Genomic DNA, 19944 nt, shown 5'->3' with positions numbered 1-19944 from the left:
GGCTTAAGGCGCTGTTTGCTGTGAGCTGGAGTTCTTTATTATACAGTGAATCGGAACCAGCTAAGCTTAACTGGTGCTTGAGCGATCAGATAAACGGATTGTCTGCCTGCAGCTCCTTCGATTGCGCAGGTGAAGGACTGCCATTGCTCAGCGCCGCCTGTAGCGGGCACTGTGCATGTGCCTGCCAGCTTGCCGTCAGGACGGCCTATCCGGATCTCAACGATCGTGTCAGTGCTGCTTGCTGCACGCAGTTCAAGGGAGGTAATGCCTTCGCCAAGCTCAGCATCATGGAAGGCAATCCAGCCGCCTGCAGAGAAGCTGGCGCTGCTGCCGCCTTCCCGGCACTCATCAATGATTACACCTGCGAATCCGGCATAGTCATCATAGTTGACGGCACGGGTAACCTGGCGCAGGTCACGCGGCGGTATCACTTCGCCGTCCACCTCGAATTCGGCCTGCAGACGGACATCGGCAGAGCTTGCGCCGATCATGATGCTGTAAGTTCCGGTTTCCACACAGTAACGTTCACGAGTCACATCCCAGAAGGCGAGCTCTGAAGCGTTCAGCTTCATGGTAACTTCTCTTGTTTCGCCAGGCTGCAGGTATAGGCGATCAAAGCCTTTCAGCTGCTTCAACGGGCGCTTGACGCGTGAATTATTGGCCTTCACGTAGAGCTGTACAACCTCTTCGCCTGCCGTGCTGCTGTCATTCGTTACCTGGAACTGCACGGTCACTTGACCTTCAGCGCTTATCCGGCTGTTATCCAGCTTCAGGCTTCCGTAACGGAAGGTGGAGTAGGAGAGTCCATATCCGAACGGATAGAGCACATCGCCGTCAAAATATTGATAGGTCCGCTTGCCCTTGATAATATCGTAGTCCATGAAATCCGGGAGCTGCTCGACCGATTGGTACCAGGTCATATTCAGGCGGCCTGCCGGGTTATAGTCGCCGAAGAGCACATCGGCGATCGCTGTGCCGAGCTCCGAGCCGGCGTGAGAAGTGTACATTACAGCCGGGATGTTCGCATCCACCCAGTTGATGGCATACGGATAGCTGCCGACAATGACCACTACGGTGTTCGGATTTACGGCGTGCACTTCACGGATCAGACGCTCTTGCGACTCAGCAAGTGTGATGTCAGGCCGGTCAATCGTTTCTTTGCCGTTAATCAGCGGATGGTTGCCGACGACAACAACAGCCACTTCAGCAGAGCGTGCTGCCTCAACCGCTTCCTTAAGACCATCGGTCACCTTGTCAACATGGAAGGTATCCGCTTCTTCACGCGAGCCATCCTGCACGCTAAGGATGCCAGCGGAGCTGTCTACTTTAACCGGCCGGTCATTCCAGGTCGTCAGCTGCACTTGGCCAACCTGCGAACCAGGACGAACATGGAACACTTCCTTGGTGAACCACTCCCAGATCTGGGTGGAGGAAGCGGTAACCTTCTCGTCGTCAGTGGTTAAATATTTGCCGTTCTCTTCCGCGATCAGCGTATGGCTGGCCCAGCCCCAATCCGTTGCTTCGAATACAGAGGCCTGCCCGGGGGCGGCTGCGTCAGCTGCAAGCGGATTGGTTTCCGAATCAGTCAGGCGCACATACTTGCCGTTTGCTGCGGACTTTAACTTTATTCTGTCACAGGCGTTATGGAAGACAACCTCCTTACCCGGCAGCTTCGATTGAATGCCTGCAAGTGGTGTTACGGCATATGGCAGCGTGCCGCTGTACCAGTCGCGGTACACGATGCCGCCGAGAGAACCAACCACCGCAACCTTGTTCAGCTTGTCAGCAGACAGAGGGAGCAAGTTATTCTCATTTTTCAACAGAACGATGTTCTTCTGCGTTGCTTCAAGAGAAAGTGCTTTGTGTTCAGGACTTAATATGATGGACTCGTCAATTGCGGCATACGGGTTACGGTCATCCGGATCGAACTCGCCAAGGCGGAAGCGGACCCGGAAGGTATTGCGGAGTGCAATATCCAGGTCGTTCTCTGTCAGCAACCCTTCAGCGAGGGCATCGCGGATGGCCTGCTTGGAGATGTCTGCATCATCTGTAATGGAATCAATGCCGCTCTTGATGGTGAGGGCGACGGACTCCTTGTAGGTTTCATGATACTTATGGTCGTTAACCGTACCCAGAACATCGCCAGCATCACTAACGATGAAGCCGTTCATGCCCCACTGCTGCTTGACGATGCGAACGACGTCCGGATTAAGGTTGGCCGGAACGCCATTGACCGAGTTGTAAGCTGTCATCATGGACTGGGCGCCGCCTTCCTTGAACGGCATTTCGAAGGCCGGGAGGTAATACTCATACATATTGCGCGGGTCGATGCTGACCGAGCATTCGCCGCGGTCAATTTCGTTGTTGTTGCCAAGGAAGTGCTTGAGGGACGCAACAGCCTTTAGATAAAAGGGATGGTCGCCCTGAAGGCCTTTGACAAGCTCAGTGGCCAGGCGTCCGGTGAGATAAGGGTCTTCACCATAGGCTTCCTCGGTCCGGCCCCAGCGCGGGTCGCGTTCCATATCCACTGTTGGTGCCCAGAGGGTCAGACCATTGACTGCCGGATTGCGTTTATAGAAGGCTCGTGCTTCATCGCCGATTGCCGCTCCTACCCGCTTCAGCAGCTCTTCATCCCAGGTGCAGGCAAGGCCGATCGGCTGCGGATAGGTCGTTGCTTCGCCAAGCCAGGCAATGCCGTGGGCAGCTTCAGTTCCATGCTTGTAAGGTTTAACACCCAGGTGAGGGATTTCATCCTGGTACTGGCACATCTGATTGATCTTCTCATCCAGCGTCATCCGGGATACGAGATCATTAATGCGGGTCTCTACCGGAAGATCGGGATTCTGGAACGGATACTTGTTCGTAGTGGACATTCGTTCTTCACTCCTTATAATGATTGCATTTGCTAATGTTTAGTGTGAAATCTGGAACCAACTGAGTTTAATTCTGCCTCGCAGCCGCAGGTAGACATCCGCGGTACCGGCTTCAGCTATGGCGAAGCTGCCGGAGACTGTTTGCCACTGCTGGTCTCCGCTGCATGCCACCTGGCAGGAAAGCACAGCGGAGGAGTTCAGATCCCCAAGGTGGAGGTCCAGTGCTCCAGACCCAGACAGGTCCGCACTGGAGCAGCGTGCCTGTAACGTTAATAAACCGCTGCCCAGCTGTACGTTGCGGAACAGCAGCCAGCCCTCCGTACCGCTGACCATCGTACAGGTTCCGCCTTCCTTGCTTTCACCAAGGCGGAAGCCTTCATAGTCATCATAATTCTCGGCCCGGGTCTGATGAGTTATATCCCTTGCGGGTATTGCCTCGCCTATTACATCAAGCTTTGCAGTACAGCGGATATCAGCAGAAGAGGCGCCTGCCATAATGACGTATGGCCCGCCCTCCACACAGTATCTGTCCCGGCTGACATCCCAGATGGCAAGGTCAGATACGCGGAAGGTTATCGGCACACGAGCCGACTCGCCAGCCTCCAGACAAATCCGCTTGTATCCGATTAACTGCTTGGCCGGACGGGGGATGAGGGATTGTTCACACCGTGCATACAGCTGAAGGACTTCTTCTCCGGCGGCAGGGCCGGAATTTTGCACTTCAATATAAGCTGTTACCAACTCATCCGGCGATGCTCGCAGCTCGTTCAGGCTCAAACTCAGATAGTGGAAGGATGTATAGCTTAAGCCGTGTCCGAACGGATAGAGCGGATCACCGTCAAAATACATATACGTCCGTTTGCCTTTGCGTATATCGTATTCCATCATGTCCGGGAGCTGGTCTTTGGAGCGGTACCAGGTCATACTCAGCCTGCCTGCCGGATTATAGTCGCCGAACAGTATGTCAGCAGCTGCACGCCCGTGCTCCTGGCCGCCGTGCGCCATATACAGAATTGAAGGGGCGAGTTCGGCCAGGTCGCCCAGCGCGAACGGATAGCTGCCTACTATGACAATGACTGTGTTGGGATTCACTGCGCACACTTCGCGGATAAGCTTCTGCTGGGAAGCGGGAAGCGTTAGATCCGGACGGTCAATCTCTTCCTTGCCGTTAATAAGCGGATGGTTGCCGACGAACACAATGGCTGCGTCTGCATGACGGGCTGTCTCTGCGGCGGCAGCTGTTCCATCCGAAATGACATGCTTGTAAAAAGCTGCATTAGCCATGGTTGAGCTGGCATCATTCTCATCTTCCTCAACCCGCAGCAGCTCGCTTCCATCCCCGTGAGCAGTCACAACGCCTCCGTTCCAGGTGCGAAGGCTGCATATCCCGCCAGGCTGATCCACAATAGAGAACTGCTCCTTCACGAACCATCCCCATATGTCATCGGCATTGGCGCCGACGGTCAAATCATCTCCAGTGGTCATGTACTTGCCGTTGGCCAGCGAGCGGAAGGTTGACTGGCCAAATCCCCAATCGGTATGAACAAACCGCTCGGCAGGCTCGGGGGACAGCTTATCTGCCGCCAAGCTGCCATTATTCCAGTCGCGGGTTCCAATATACCGCCCGTTGACTGCGCTCTGGAAGGCCACTCTGTCACATCCGTCATGGAAGACTACCGCTTCGGCTGGCAGCTTGGCTGCTATGCCGGCCAGCGGCGTCACTTTATAAGGCGGATTGCCGGTATACCAGTCCCGGTATACGGCATCTGCCAGCGGTCCGATTACGGCGAGCTTGCGTACTGCACATTTGTCCAGCGGCAGCAGGCTCTGGTCATTCTTCAGCAGAACAGCAGATTTACGAGCCGCCTCAAGCGCCAGTTCGCGATGTGCCGGACTGTAAAGCACGGCATCTGGAATGCCGGCATAGGGATTCCGGCTATCAGGGTCAAACTGGCCGAGCCGGATTCGAATCCGGAACACGTTCGCGATCGCCCGGTCAAGGTCCGCTGTCTCTAGCAGTCCTTGTTCAAGTGCTTCCCGTACCGATTGCTTGACCAGCTCGCTGTCATCGGTTACACAGTCAATGCCTGCCTTGATGGCGAGGGCGACAGCTTCTGCATACGTGCGGCAGTATTGATGGTCATCCACAGTCTGGTGCATGTCCGCTCCGTCACAGACAACGAAGCCGTCCAGCTGCCATTCACCCTTCAGCACGCCTTGAACATCGGGATGTACGATGGCAGGGGTGCCGTTGATTTCGTTATAAGCCGTCATGATCGAATGGACGCGGCCTTCACGTACGGCCGGCTCGAAGGCCTTCAAATAATATTCTCGCTTGTTGCGCGGATCGATGCTGGAAGAGCTGCTAAGCCGGTCTTTCTCATTATTGTTGGCATAGAAGTGCTTCAGGGTCGGTACCGATTTCAGGTAAAAGGGATCATCCCCCTGCATGCCTTTCACATAGGCTGTAGACATCGTACCGGTCAAATGAGGATCTTCCCCGTAAGCCTCTTCCGTACGTCCCCAGCGAGGGTCGCGCTCCATATCCACGGTAGGAGCCCACAGTGTCAGCCCGCCCATGCCATCCTTGCGGCGGCTGTATACACGGGCTTCATTGCCGACTGCATTCCCGATTCGAACCATCAGATCCGGGTCCCATGTGCTGGACAAGCCGATCGTTTGCGGAAATACGGTGGTGCTGCCTTCACGGGCTACCAGTCCATGGGCGGCCTCGCCTCCAACCCAGAATTCGGGAACGCCGAGCCGCGGAACAGCAGCCTGCTTGGTCGGCATCAGGCCGATCTTCTCCTCTGTGGTTAAGGCAGCAAGGAGACTTTGAACCCGTTCCTCGATGGTCAGGTCGGGATTATGCAGAGCTAATAGCGATTTATCTGCCACATTAAACGCTCCTTCCAAGAGCTGTAATCGCATACATTTTGGGGTGCTTGCCGGGTATGTAAGGACGGCATTGAGGCCAATGCCGAATGTAAACGTCCTCATTTTAACATGGACCCGCGGCCTAACATACCCGCATAATCTCGACAGAAATCCGGGCTAAATTAGTTTATTTTTCGCAAGTTGTTTTCATTGCTTAATCAATGCAGCTTGCGAAACTGCTCGGGGGGCATGCCGACATGCTTGTGAAAGGTGGCGACAAAATGGCTTGCATCCCGGAATCCGACCTGCTCGGCAATACGCCTGACGGTAAGCTCTGGACTGCTGACAAGCAGCTCCTTGGCCTTGCCGATGCGAACCTGAATGAAGTATGCATAGGGTGAGAGGCCAAACAGCTCACGAAACAGATCATTGAGGCGGCGGACAGACAAGGGGAGCACCTCCGCTATGTCCTTGAGCCCGATATCGGGATTGCTGTAATTGCCCTCCATCCATTCAATCATTATACGGACGCGCGCTATGTTGCCGCTGCTTCCGGCCGTTGAAGTGGGGCTGCCGTAACGGCTGAGCATCAGGAGGAAACGGTAGCAGTCCGAGGAAACATCATGGCCGAATACATCCCCGCTGGACTCCAGTCTGCCCAGCATGCCAGCTATATAGGAATGAATGGGAGAGAGTGCGTCCCAGCGGAAGAAGGCGGTCTGCCGGATATGAAGGGTCCCGAGTATGCTGTCAGCCGCAGGGCCGCCAAATGTCAGGTAGACAGTTTCCCATATTTCACTGGCTGCTGAATAGCTGTGCGGGACATTCGGGAAGAGCAGGAGGCCTGTTCCGGCAGGCAGCCGGACCGTCTGGTCCTCAAAGTGAATAACCCCTTCACCTGAGGCGGTTTGCAGCCAGTGATACACATGGTAGCCATCCGGCCGGGTAATCGCTTCCTGATCCGGATTCAGGCCGAGGCTCTCGACGAGCAGGGGAAGCGGATGATTCTCGGATGGAGAGGGTACAAAACGTCGGTGCGGCTTAAGGCCATCAAGGTCAGGCATGTGCTACATCTCCTTGCCAGATTCTTATATGCGGATTCTATAATATTATATTTAATCGTATATTGTGAGCGATTACAATGATATTAAATTTATACACGAGGGGATGAACGGATTTGATTAATGATAAATTGCCTAAGATCTGGTACGGCGGCGACTATAACCCTGAGCAGTGGGAGGCTGATATTTGGGATGAGGATGTACGGATGTTCAAGCTGGCCGGCATCGATGTGGCTACCCTGAATGTGTTCTCGTGGGCGCTGAATCAGCCAAATGAAGAAACGTATGATTTTGCCTGGCTGGACGAGACGATTGACCGGCTTCACAAGAATGGTATCTATACCTGCCTGGCGACAAGCACAGGCGCCCATCCAGCCTGGATGGCGAAGAAGTATCCGGATGTCCTGCGTGTTGATTATCAGGGGCGCAAGCGCAAATTCGGGGGCCGGCATAATTCCTGTCCGAACAGTCCCACTTACCGCAAGTATTCCAAGCTGATAGCCGGCAAGCTCGCGGAAAGATACAAGGATCACCCGGCTGTTCTGATCTGGCACGTGTCGAACGAATACGGCGGGTACTGCTACTGCGACAACTGCGCGGCAGGCTTCCGCACCTGGCTGCAGCAGCGCTACGGTACGATTGAGAAGCTTAATAAGGCATGGAACACACGCTTCTGGGGTCATACCTTCTACGAATGGGACGAAATCGTGGTACCGAATGAGCTGAGCGAGGAGTGGGCCGGCAACCGGACAAACTTCCAGGGAATATCACTGGATTACCGCCGCTTCATGTCGAACAGCCTGCTGGAATGCTACCGGATCGAGTATGAGGAGCTGAAGAAGCATACGCCGGACCTGCCGGTCACGACTAATCTAATGGGCTTCTATCCGGAACTGGATTATTTTGAGTGGGCCAAATATTTGGATGTGGTGTCGTGGGATAATTATCCGTCCTTCAACACGCCGTTCAGCTTTACCGCCATGACCCATGATCTGATGCGCGGCCTGAAGAGCGGGCAGCCGTTCATGCTGATGGAGCAGACGCCAAGCCAGCAGAACTGGCAGCCGTACAACTCCCTTAAGCGTCCGGGTGTTATGCGTCTGTGGAGCTATCAGGCGGTGGCGCGCGGGGCAGACACGGTCATGTTCTTCCAGCTCCGCCGGTCAATCGGGGCCTGTGAGAAGTACCACGGAGCAGTAATCGAGCACGTCGGGCATGAGCATACAAGAGTATTCCGCGAATGCGCCGAGCTTGGCGGCGAGCTGAAGCAGCTGTCAGACAGTGTGCTGGACGCCCGTGTGGATGCGAAGGTCGGTATTATCTACGACTGGGAGAACCGGTGGGCGGTCGAGCTGTCAAGCGGACCTTCGGTCGGACTGAATTATGTGGACGAAGTGCATAAGTACTATGCAGCACTGTTCAATCGCAATGTCCAGACCGATATGATCGGCGTGGAAGAAGACCTCGGCAGGTATGATGTCGTAATCGCCCCTGTCATGTATATGGTTAAGCCGGGCTTTGCGGATAAGGTGGAGGCATTCGTCAAGGATGGCGGCACGTTCCTGACAACCTTCTTCAGCGGCATTGTTAACGAGAACGATCTCGTGACCACAGGCGGTTATCCGGGCGAGCTGCGCAAGGTGCTCGGCATCTGGGCGGAGGAAATCGACTCCTTGTTCCCGGACCAGCGCAATCAGATTGTGATGAAGAGCAAGCTCGGCAGCCTCGAAGGCAGCTATGAATGCGGGCTGTTGTGTGATCTGATCCATACAGAGGGAGCAGAGGTTATAGCGGAGTATGGAGATGATTTTTATGCCGGGATGCCGGTAGTTACGGTGAATAAATTCGGTAAGGGCGAGGCTTGGTATGTAGCGTCAAGTCCTGATCAGGCGTTCCTTGATGGACTGCTTAAGCACATCTGTGATGCCAAGGGTATCCGCCCAACGCTGGATAATGTGCCGGAGCAGGTAGAGGTAGCACGGAGAGTGAAGGATGGCAAGGAGATTCTGTTCCTGATGAATCACGGCAAGCAGCCGGCTGTTGTTCCAGTCGGCGACTCCCCGGCGGTTAATTTGCTGGATGGAACGGAGCAGCATGGAAGTATTGAACTCCCGGCCCATGGGGTGACGATACTTCAGCGTACTGTACAAGCGTAGTGCAAGCTTGCCTAGGATGAATATCTCCCGGCCACTAACGGCCGGGAGGTTTCGTCTTTTTCTGGAGGATCTGTAGTGAAGTGGAATTGCGTTCAGGACAGGAACATGGGATAGTATAGGATATGAGTAGTGTAAACGCTTGCTTATACGGGGTGAAGAGATGTTTAACAGCTTGGTACGCAAATTCAACAGTATAAAGCTCCGGAACAAGATGATATTGTCCTATGTGCTTGTGATCGTAATTCCACTCATTATTGTCGGTCTCTTCCTGGTTGAACAGTATCGCCAGCTGGCACTGGACAGCGCGATCGAGCAGACGGAAAATAATGTCCTTCGCGTTAAGCAGCGTACCGCGGAGGTGCTGAGTGTTGCCATCGATCTGTCCAGCCGGCTGTCTCTTGACTCCCGTCTTGAGGATATCGCCAACCGTCGCTATACAAACACGATGGAGGTATTTCAGGCCTACCGCGACTATGATACGATCCGCAATTATCTGGACTTCAACTCGGAGGTCTCGCGTATCAAGATGTACGTGGATAATCCTACCCTGATCAACAATTGGGAGCTGATTCCTCTGGACGGCAAAACCAGGGACTCCTTCTGGCATCAGGCTGCCATGAAGAATAGAGGGACAATCGGGTGGTTCTACTTCGAGGATGAGGCCCGCAGCTGGAACAGCAGACTCAGCATGGTCAGAAGGGTACAATTTCCGGAGTATTTGACTGCAGGCGCTCTTGTCATTGACATTAATACCAATCACCTGAATGCTTCTCTTAACCAGGAGCCGTTCGAAACCTACATTATGGATAACAATGACGTGATTGTGGCTTCTAATGTCTCTTCGGTTATCGGTAAGGAGCTGTCCGACACGCATCTTGGACAGGAGGTCGCCATGGCAGGGGTCGGTGCTCATGAAATTTCCATAGGGGGTAAAGCCTCCAAGGTGTTCGTTGAAGAGTTCAGACCGGAAACAAGCTTTAACTCCCTGAAGTTTGTGTCGATCTTTTCTATTGAAAGCATTGTTGCGGAAGCTAACCGGATCAGCAGGTTCGGCATGACCATCATCGCTATCAGCTTCATGATAGCGCTTGGTCTGATTTATGTCATATGTACCATTCTCGCCAATCGGCTGCTTATGCTGAACAAGCAGATCAGCAAGGTGTCGAAGGGGAACCTGAACACGGTCGTCACGGTGGACGGAAACGATGAAATCGGCCTTCTGTCCAGACAATTCAACCAGATGGTGACCAATGTGAAGGATTTAATGGAAGAAGTCCAGCATTCCCATGAGCAGAAGAATCAACTGGAACTCAAGCAGAACGAGATTAAGTTGAAGATGCTGGCTAACCAGATTAATCCGCATTTTCTCTATAACGCGCTGGAATCCATCAGGATGAAGGCCCATCTTAACGGGGAGAAGGAAATCGCGCAGACGGTCAAGCTTCTTGGCAAGCTAATGCGGAAGAATCTGGAGATTACAGGCAAGTTCATTATGCTGAAGGATGAGATTGAGATTAGCCGGTGTTACCTGGAAATTCAGAAGTTCCGTCATGATGAGCGGCTGGACTATGAGCTTGATATAGACCCGGAAGCTGAGCAAGTCCATCTGCCTCCGCTTATTATTCAGCCGCTTGTCGAGAATGCCGTCATTCACGGTCTTGAGCGGACAAGCAGAGGAGGCAAGGTAGCGGTTAAGGCGCGTGTCTGTCAGGGCAATGTTCATATAACGGTAACGGATAACGGCGCAGGTATTACGCCGGAGAAGATGAAGCGGATACAAGCATTCCTGGAGGATCAGGACGGCGACCGGATTGGCCTTACCAATGTGCAGCAGCGGCTGCAGCTCACCTATGGCGAGCAATACGGCCTGGAGATCACGAGTACGCCAGACCAGGGTACGAGCATTCATTTTGTCATTCCGACGGAGGTTGACCATGTACAAAGTGTTAATTGCAGATGACGAAAAATTAATTCGCGAGGGTCTAACCTCGATTGTGGACTGGGAAGAGCAAGGATTTGAAATTGTAGGAACGGCAGCTGATGGAAATGACGCCTACGCGAAATATAAGGAGCTGCATCCGCATCTTATGCTGGTCGACATCCGTATGCCCGAGATGAATGGTCTGCGCTTGATTGAGCTGATCCGGGAGCAGGATGAGCAGATGCATTTTATTATCTTGAGCGGCTATGCCGATTTCGACTATGCCAAGAAAGCAATTACGAGCCGGGTGGATGGGTATATTCTGAAGCCGGTTGACGAGGATGAGCTGCTGGATTATGTCGGCAAGGTGAAGGCGGAGCTGGACAAGCAAGCCGTTTCAGCCGGTCAGGATAATGAGGAAGATAAACGTAATCGGCTCCTGCAGGCGCTGCTCGGCGGAGATGTTCCAGACCGGGCCGTTGTGCAGTCGCTCGCAGTCGAACTTGATCTAAAGGCCGATTCGTACCAGGTCCTGCTGGTTTCGATTGAACCGGATCATAATGGCAGGGATCAAACCGCGGAAGCCAAGCGGCACTTCACTGCCGCTAATGAACAGCAGAACTGGGGAGCTGCGACGGTGATAGACGGGGTCATGGCACTTCTGCTTCGTGAAACATGCCAATCGGAGGCAGCGCTTAACCGTCTGTATTCCTCCATCGCGGAAGCCTTGGTTCGGTTTGATGTCCGCCTTACGCTCTCACTGGGCAACCCGGTACAGAGCCTAGAGCATATCAATCAATCGTATGAGCAGGCCAGCCAGCGGATGAGCCGAAAATTTTTTGAACCGGAAGGCCGGATCATCTATCATAGCCGATTCAGCCAGCCGGAGGACAAGGACGACGATACAGGAAAGCGGGAGTTCCAGCCTGCTGTGTTCTCCGAGAATCTCTATTATGCCCTGGATATCGGGAATAAGCAGAGCCTGGCTAATGTGCTGGAGCAAGCCGGGGATTCGATGATCAGAGCGGGGCTAGATGAAGAAGCCATTAAGGGCACCTATGCCCAGATGGTCACCACGACGCTTACCAAGGTTGCCCAAAGTTACCCGGAGCTGCGGGCGGATGTGCAGGAAGCGATTGCCTGGGTCATCAACTTGTATAAGCAGCCGTCCATGAGACGTCTGCAGGTAGCGGTTCTGGAACGGTTAGAGCCGCTTGCGGACAAACTCGGGAGTGCGGACTCAGATCAGCTTGTCAAGAAGATGACAGATTTAATTCAGCGCAACTATGGGGAGAATCTCAAGCTTGAGCAGCTGGCTGAGGTGTTCAACTATAACAGCGCTTATCTCGGCAAGCTGTTCAAGAACTTCACAGGCGAATATTTCAACACGTATCTGGACAAGGTAAGAATTGAAAAAGCCAAGGAGCTGCTGGATCAGGGCCTGAAGGTTTATGCGGTAGCAGAACGCGTAGGCTATACAAATGTAGATTATTTCCACAGCAAGTTTAAGAAATACGTCGGTCTCTCGCCGTCGGCATATAAGAAGAAATAGCACGAAAGCAGGGTATCCCGCAGGACTTGAGCCTGTCAAGGATGCCCTGTTTTGTCATCTGGAAGCGAAACGGCCCCTGCTGTACACCACACTGGAGCAGTCTTGAAAATATTAATGAAAGCGCATGCAATTTATATATGATTTTTGTGCAAATCTACATGGTACTAGGGATCGACAAAATGCACTACCATAGAGCTATAGCAGTTTAGGAGGGAGCCAGATGGAAACGATTACACAACCATCCAAGCCGGCCAGCGCAAAAAAGATAAAGTCGCGGCGGTTTTGGAAAACAGCAGTTCAACAGCGGTACTTGTACCTCATGTCACTGCCATTCGTCATTTGGGTTTTTGTATTCAGCTACATCCCGATCTGGGGATGGACGATGGCATTCCAGAAGTACAGACCGAACAAGACATTTTTCGAACAGGAATGGGTCGGCTTTCAGTATTTCCAGGAGCTTCTGAGTGATGACAGGTTCTACATGGTGCTTCGCAATACATTGGCCATGAGCTTTCTGGGCCTGCTGGTGGGCTTTACTGTACCGATCTTGTTCGCAGTGTTAATTAATGAGCTCAAGGGGCGCTTCTTCAAACGGTCGCTTCAGACGATTTCGTACCTGCCTCACTTTGTATCATGGGTTGTCGTTGCAGGTATCGTGTACAAAATGCTGTCAACTGAGAGCGGAGGCGTTAATGACCTTCTGATGTGGTTAGGGTTAATTGATGAGCCGATTCAGTTCATGGCCAAGGGCTCATGGTTCTGGGGAATTGTAACGGTGTCCGACCTATGGAAGGAAATGGGATGGAATTCAATTATCTTCCTTGCAGCCATTACAGGCATTGACCCTGAACAATTCGAAGCAGCCAAGGTAGACGGTGCAGGACGCTGGAGACAAATTTGGCACATTACGCTTCCGGGAATCCGCAGTGTTATCATTGTTCTGCTGATTCTGTCCATCGGCAACCTGATTTCCATCGGTTTCGAGAAGCAGATGCTTTTGAGCAACCCGATCGTCATAGATTACGCTGAAGTGCTGGATCTCTATGCCCTTAACTATGGTATCGGACTTAACCGGTTCTCATTCGGTACGGCAGTCGGGATATTCAACTCATTCGTCAGTATTATCCTGCTGTTCACGGCTAATGGCATCTTTAAGCGCTACAGCAAAGAAAGCGTAATGTAGGGGGGAGCACAAATGGCAAAACTATCCGCATCATATGGCAGACAGACGTTAGGTGACCGCGTATTTGATATCGGCAACGTCATCTTCATGACGCTTGTGCTGATCGCCACGCTGTACCCGTTCTTGAACGTACTGGCCGTTTCCTTCAACGATTCAGCCGATACGGTTCGCGGCGGCATCACGATATGGCCGCGCGAATTCACGCTTGAGAACTACAAGGTTATTTTCTCATACGGAACGTTGGTTACAGCATTCCAGATTTCTGTACTCCGGACAATTGTGGGTACGATTCTGAGTCTTACAGCATGCTCAATGGTTGCTTATACATTGAGCAGGCGCGATTTTCAGGGGCGCAAGTTCATCTCCGTGTTTCTGGTCCTGACACTGTACGTATCGGGCGGTCTGATTCCAGGCTTCCTGCTGATGAAGAATCTCGGCCTGATGAACTCCTTCTGGGTTTACGTGCTGCCGGGGATGGTCAACGCATTTTATATCTTCATGATCCGTTCATTCATGGATAACCTGCCGTATGCGCTTCAGGAATCGGCTAAGCTGGACGGAGCCAATGACTTTACGATCTTCTGGAGGGTCATTCTGCCGCTCTGTAAGCCGGTGCTGGCGACGATTGCGCTGTTCGTGGCGGTCGGTCAGTGGAATGCATGGTTTGATACCTATCTGTACAACGGCTCTAACTCAAGTCTTACGACACTGCAGTTCGAGTTGATGAAGATTTTGCAGAGCACAACTTCTGGTGCAGACCAGGCAAGGGGAAGCAACATAGTGGAGCAAATGCGAAGTGTATCGCCTGATTCTGTCAAGATGGCGATCACGATCGTTACCATCGTGCCGATCCTGCTGGTATATCCGTTCCTGCAGCGTTACTTTGTGCAGGGTATGACGCTGGGCGCGGTGAAGAGCTAATAAAGCAGAGCGTGCTGCTAAGACACTAGTCACAATGGTAGTTACAGGGCAACCTGTTCTTACAATATACACTCGCAAGATCAAAAGGGGAGGAAATACAAATGAAGAAGAGATTCTCCAAATTGGCTGGATCGATTGTCATCGCTTCGCTGCTTGCATCCGTGATTGGCTGCAGCAACTCGGGTACAAGCAATACATCACCTGGCAGCACTGGCAGCAATTCTGGCGGGAACAATGCAGAAGCAGTCAGCAATGAACCGATGACGATAACAGGGTTTTTCAGCGATCCGAATACGAATTGGAATAACATGCAGGATGATACGGGCAAATTTATTACAGAAAAGACGGGTATTACACTCAAGCCTGAATTCGCGGTTGGTGACCCCGAGCAGAAGATTAACCTGATTGCCGCTTCCGGTGAATATCCGGACGTTATTTCTCCGAAGGGAGCGTCTGGCGCTCTGATTGATGCAGGCGCTCTGCTTGACTTGACAGACCTGATCGAGGAGCATGCTCCGAACATTAAGGCAATGCTGGGCGATCAAATTGACCGTCTTCGTCACAGCAATGATGATCCTTCTATTTACTTCGTTCCGAGCCTGGAGGCAATTGACCAGTTCTACTTTGATGCCGGAGGCCCATTCAATCTCCAGCATGCGGTAGTGAAAGAGCTTGGCTATCCACAGATGAGAACGCTTCAGGACTACGAGAATGCAATCAAAGCATATAAAGAAAAGTATCCGACTATTGATGGACAACCAACGATCGGTCTTTCCCTGCTGGCGGATGACTGGCGGATTATGATTTCGACAACGAACCCGGCGTTCTGGGCAACAGGCGCACCGGATGACGGCGAGTTCTACATTGATCCAGAAACACATGAAGCGATTCTTCATTACAAGCGTCCGGAAGAGCGCGAGTATTTCCGCTGGCTGAATCACATGAATGATATCGGTCTTCTGGATAAAGAGAGCTTCGTACAAAAATATGACCAGTACAAAGCAAAAATCGCTTCCGGCCGTGTTCTGGCTACAATCGATCAGCAGTGGGAGATTGATGAGCCTGAAGCTGCACTGAAAGCTGCTGGCAAGCATGAGCGCGCTTACGGCCACTATCCGATCACCCTTGACGAAACGTATAAAGCGGCGAATTTCCAACAAACAGGCTTTAACGGCGGATGGGGATTGGCCATCACCACTGCTGCCAAGGATCCGGTCCGTATTATCAAATTCCTTGACTACCTTGCTTCTGAAGAAGGCCAAATCCTTGTCAACTGGGGTATTGAAGGAAAGCACTACGAGTATGTTGATGGAAAACGCGTGTTTCTGCCGGAAATCGAGAATATTCGAGTCAATGACAACAACCGCTTCAAAAAGGAATTCGGTATAGGCAACTATCTGCTGTCCCTGCGCTATGGCGATGGCGTGAAGGATTCAACTGGCAACTACTTCACGACGAACAATCCCGAGCAAGTGCTTGAAAATTACTCTGACATTGAGAAGGAAGTTCTGGCAGGATACGACGCTACCTACTGGAAAGATCTCTTCCCGAAAGAAGATGAATTCGAAGTGAAGGCTTGGGGCGCTGCGTGGAACATTCCAGTTCCTAATGACTCGATCATTACTGTAACTCAACAGAAGTCGAATGACATTGTCCGTAAGCGCATTCCGGAAGCGATTCTGGCGAAGCCGGCTGATTTTGACAAGGTGTATGATACGATGCTTGCCGAGCTTGATAAGGCTGGCGCGAAGAAAATGGAAGAAGAGTATACGAAGCTTGTTAAAGCAAGGATTGAACTCTGGAGCGGTCAAGTTACGGAATAAGTAACGAAACAGTCGGGAGGGCTCGAGTTATTTCGGGCTCTCCCTTGTTTTAGTTATAATTATGTATATAATAGCTGGCTGAAGGAGGACTTAACATGAAGGAGCAAGAGTTGGAACGAACCGGCCAATTAGGCTGGCGGCTCTGGTATGAGCAGCCGGCTGAGATTTGGGAGCAGGCACTGCCAATTGGCAACGGCCGCCTGGGAGCGATGATATTCGGCGGCACCGCCAAGGAGCGGCTTCAGCTGAACGAGGATACGCTATGGGCCGGTTTTCCGCGTGATACCGTTAACTATGAGGTGCGCAGGAATCTGGATAAAGTGAGGGAGATGATCTTTGCGGGCCGTAACGTTGAGGCTCAGGAAATGATAGAATCGCACATGCTGGCGCGAAATACCGAGCCCTATCTGCCGGCAGGTGATCTGGTGATTGAACAGCTGGAGGACCCGGGGGAAATCACCGGCTATTACCGCGATCTTCACCTTAACGACGGGGTTGCGATTGTTCGATATCGGGCGGGGCAGACAAGTATCAAGAGAGAATACATAGCCAGCGCACCTGATCAGGTTATTGCAGTGCGCTGCACTGCTGAAGGCGGAGTTATGAATGTGCGCCTATCGCTTTCCTCGCCGCTGCAGCATCAATGTGAGGCGGATGAATCAGGTAATGTGCGGCTAATGGGCAGGGCACCAAGCCATGTCGCGGATAATTACCGGGGCGACCATCCGCAGTCTGTCCTGTACGAAGAAGGACGCGGAATGGGCTACACGGTATCAGCGAGTGTCAATACAGACGGTATTCTCTCCGTTACCGGGCAGCAGCAGATTGAGGTGCGGGATGCCAGACAACTGACCGTATATATTACAGCAGCAACCAGCTTTGCGGGGTATGGCAAAGATCCAGAAACAGCTGCAAGCGCGTATATCGAGCTGAGCCGCCAGTGGATCAGCAATGCGGTTTCGTTGGGCTTTGACCGTTTGAAGGCACGTCACGTGGAGGATCATCGTCTGCTGTTTGGCAGGGTGGAGCTGATGCTTGAAGGGCGGCAGCAGGCAGTAGTAGAGCAGCCTACAGACCGTCGCCTGGAAGCTTATCAGGAGCATAGAGACGACCCTCAGCTTGAAGCCCTGTACTTTCATTATGGCCGCTATCTGCTGATGGCCTGCTCCCGGCCGGGAACACAGCCCGCAAACCTCCAGGGAATTTGGAATCCGCATGTTCAGCCGCCCTGGAACAGCAATTATACCATCAATATTAATACGCAGATGAACTATTGGCCCGCTGAGGTATGCAACCTGAGCGAATGCCATGAGCCGCTGTTCGACCTTCTGGATGAATTAAGCCAGACGGGCGGAAGAACGGCGCTCATTCATTACGGGGCCAGAGGGTGGACCGCTCATCACAACGTGGATTTGTGGAGGATGTCTACACCTTCTGCCGGCAGTGCCAGCTGGGCATTCTGGCCGCTGGGCGGCGCTTGGCTGGCGAGGCACCTGTGGGAGCACTATGCATACAGCCTGAACCTTCCATTCCTTAGAGACCGTGCCTATCCGGTCATGAAGGGAGCGGCCTTGTTTGCACTGGACTGGCTGGTTGAAGGGAAAGATGGCAGGCTAGTCACCAATCCGGCGACCTCCCCGGAGAATGTATTCCTGACCCCGGAAGGCCAGCCGTGCAGCGTGTCGGCCGGTTCTGCCATGGATCTCAGCATTATCAGGGAATTGTTTACCCACTGCATTGAAGCAAGCCGTCTGCTCGGAATCGACGATGCTCTGCGCGTGGAGATGGCTACCGCACTTGGCCGGCTGCCTGAGCTGCAGATCGGGAAGCATGGACAGCTTCAGGAATGGCTGGAGGATTATGAAGAGCATGAGCCGGGTCACCGGCATGTTTCCCATCTCTACGGTTTATACCCAGGCAATGCCATTCATTCCGGTACACCAGAGCTGCTGGAAGCAAGCCGTATGACGCTAAGACGCAGGCTTGATAATGGGGGAGGCCACACAGGCTGGAGCTGTGCCTGGCTGATCAACTTGTTCGCAAGGCTGCGGGATGCGGAGCAGGCGCATCATTTTATCTCTACCCTGCTCGCGAGATCAACCTATCCGAACTTGTTCGACGCACATCCCCCTTTCCAGATTGACGGAAACTTCGGCGGGACATCAGGTATGGCGGAGCTGCTGCTCCAAAGCCACCTGGACCGTATTGACCTGCTTCCGGCGCTACCGGCTCAATGGAGTGCCGGCAGGGTCATTGGTCTCCGCGCCCGCGGCGGATTCACCGTCGATATAAGCTGGAAGGAAGGCCGGCTTGAGCAAGCCGTTATCCATTCGTCCGCAGGGGCCCGATGTTCGTTGAAAGATGGAGAGCGCTACCTGGTAACGAACTCTACTGGCGGGACTGTGCAGCTGTCTCACGGCGGATTCGATACGCAGCCGGGCTCCAGCTACAGCGTGATGCTGCGGTAACCGGCAGAACATGAAGTGTTGCATTATGGTGTAACTTGTACCGTCCGGCATGCAGGCTGCTGCATACGGACGGTATTTTTGTTGTGGCTGGTTTGAAGAGGACGAATCTGGGTTTATTGGCGGTTGGTATGCTATAATCTTGGCAATGAATGCTTACATTGAACTCGGCGGGGGGCTGTCTAAAATGCGAATCGGGGCAATTGAGGCGGGAGGCACTAAGTTTGTATGCGGTTACGGCAATGAGCAAGGTTTAATAGAGGAGAGGGTAAGCTTCCCGACGCGGATGCCGGCTGAAACTCTTGCCGATGTCATCGAATATTTTCAGGACAAGCAGGTAGAAGCCATTGGCATCGGAACCTTTGGGCCGATTGATATCGATCCTGCAAGCCCTTCTTATGGCTTTGTAACAACAACACCGAAAGCCGGCTGGTCCGGTTATAACTTTCTGGGTGAAATGAAGAAGGTATTTCCGGTTCCAATTGGCTGGGATACAGATGTTAATGCGGCTGCCTACGGGGAAGCGGTATGGGGAGCGGCTCAAGGTCTGGACAGCTGCGTCTATTACACAATAGGAACCGGGATCGGGGTAGGCGTGTTTGCAGAGGGAAGGCTGGTCCATGGCATGGTGCATCCGGAAGGCGGGCACGTGCTTGTTCGCAGGCACCCTGACGATACCTACGAAGGTTTCTGCCCCTATCATGGTGACTGTCTGGAAGGTATTGCGGCAGGTCCGGCGCTGGAGAAGCGCTGGAAGATGCAGGGAAGCGAGCTTCCGCCTGATCATCCTGCCTGGGCCATGGAGGCTTACTATATCGCTCAGGCTGTAAGTACCTCCATCCTGATGCTGTCCCCCAAGAAGGTCATTCTGGGCGGCGGTGTTATGCATCAGCAGCAGCTGTTTCCGATGATCCGGAAGGAGGCAGCCCGCCTGCTTAACGGCTACGTGAGCCATCCGTTCCTTAGAGAGGGGATCGATCACTATATCGTACCCCCAGGACTAGGGGATAACGCGGGACTGAGCGGTGCGCTCGCGCTTGGTCTTGCGGCATACAAGCAGGGTTAATGACAGCAGAAAAGCAATAAGGGGCAGCCGGGAGAGGGGGTTACGG

At 53.0% G+C, this 19944-nt stretch carries 11 protein-coding genes; 8 read left to right on the top strand and 3 right to left on the bottom strand.

Annotation, left to right across the window (positions count from 1 at the left end; translation table 11 throughout):
* Positions 1–38 precede the first annotated feature (38 nt).
* The 3 genes from DNH61_RS08700 to DNH61_RS08690 form a co-directional block, all read right to left on the bottom strand.
* Entirely contained in the window at positions 39–2873 is a 2835-nt protein-coding gene (locus DNH61_RS08700; RefSeq protein WP_111146267.1) for a glycoside hydrolase family 3 protein, read from the bottom strand.
* A 39-nt stretch (positions 2874–2912) separates the two neighbouring features.
* Entirely contained in the window at positions 2913–5771 is a 2859-nt protein-coding gene (locus DNH61_RS08695) for a glycoside hydrolase family 3 C-terminal domain-containing protein (protein WP_245948059.1), read from the bottom strand.
* Positions 5772–5968: 197 nt separating this feature from the next.
* Positions 5969–6814 carry an AraC family transcriptional regulator gene (locus tag DNH61_RS08690; RefSeq protein ID WP_111146266.1) on the bottom strand — a complete coding sequence of 282 codons (846 nt, stop codon included), beginning with the start codon at positions 6812–6814 and terminating at the stop codon, positions 5969–5971.
* Positions 6815–6927: 113 nt separating this feature from the next.
* On the opposite strand from DNH61_RS08690, the gene DNH61_RS08685 reads away from it, so the two are divergent.
* The 8 genes from DNH61_RS08685 to DNH61_RS08650 all read left to right on the top strand — a co-directional run bounded on the left by DNH61_RS08685 (position 6928) and on the right by DNH61_RS08650 (position 19898).
* Positions 6928–8967, top strand: coding sequence for a beta-galactosidase (locus tag DNH61_RS08685; RefSeq protein WP_111146265.1), 2040 nt, complete (start codon positions 6928–6930; stop codon positions 8965–8967).
* A gap of 160 nt (positions 8968–9127) precedes the next feature.
* Complete coding sequence (locus DNH61_RS08680) at positions 9128–10927, top strand: cache domain-containing sensor histidine kinase (RefSeq protein WP_111146264.1); 1800 nt, start codon at positions 9128–9130, stop codon at positions 10925–10927.
* The gene (locus DNH61_RS08675) at positions 10902–12440 is read left to right on the top strand and encodes a response regulator transcription factor (RefSeq protein ID WP_181438628.1); all 1539 of its coding nucleotides are present in this window, start codon (positions 10902–10904) and stop codon (positions 12438–12440) included. Before DNH61_RS08680 ends, DNH61_RS08675 begins: the two co-directional genes overlap by 26 nt.
* Positions 12441–12660: 220 nt before the next feature.
* Positions 12661–13623, top strand: a complete 963-nt coding sequence (locus DNH61_RS08670; RefSeq protein ID WP_111146262.1) for an ABC transporter permease — start codon at positions 12661–12663, stop codon at positions 13621–13623.
* Positions 13624–13635: 12 nt separating this feature from the next.
* Positions 13636–14544, top strand: coding sequence for a carbohydrate ABC transporter permease (locus DNH61_RS08665; protein ID WP_111146261.1), 909 nt, complete (start codon positions 13636–13638; stop codon positions 14542–14544).
* 101 nt (positions 14545–14645) lie between these two features.
* On the top strand, positions 14646–16367 hold the full coding sequence (locus DNH61_RS08660) for an ABC transporter substrate-binding protein (RefSeq protein WP_111146260.1): 1722 nt from the start codon (positions 14646–14648) through the stop codon (positions 16365–16367).
* Positions 16368–16462: 95 nt separating this feature from the next.
* Entirely contained in the window at positions 16463–18835 is a 2373-nt protein-coding gene (locus DNH61_RS08655) for a glycoside hydrolase family 95 protein (RefSeq protein ID WP_111146259.1), read from the top strand.
* 184 nt (positions 18836–19019) lie between these two features.
* A complete protein-coding gene (locus tag DNH61_RS08650) occupies positions 19020–19898 on the top strand; it encodes an ROK family protein (protein ID WP_111146258.1) in 879 nt (292 codons plus the stop codon).
* Positions 19899–19944: the final 46 nt, after the last annotated feature.

The sequence above is a fragment of the Paenibacillus sambharensis genome, from assembly GCF_003233845.1.
Taxonomy (GTDB): Bacteria; Bacillota; Bacilli; order Paenibacillales; family Paenibacillaceae; genus Paenibacillus_I; species Paenibacillus_I sambharensis.
This window is presented reverse-complemented; position numbering and strand designations above follow the sequence as displayed.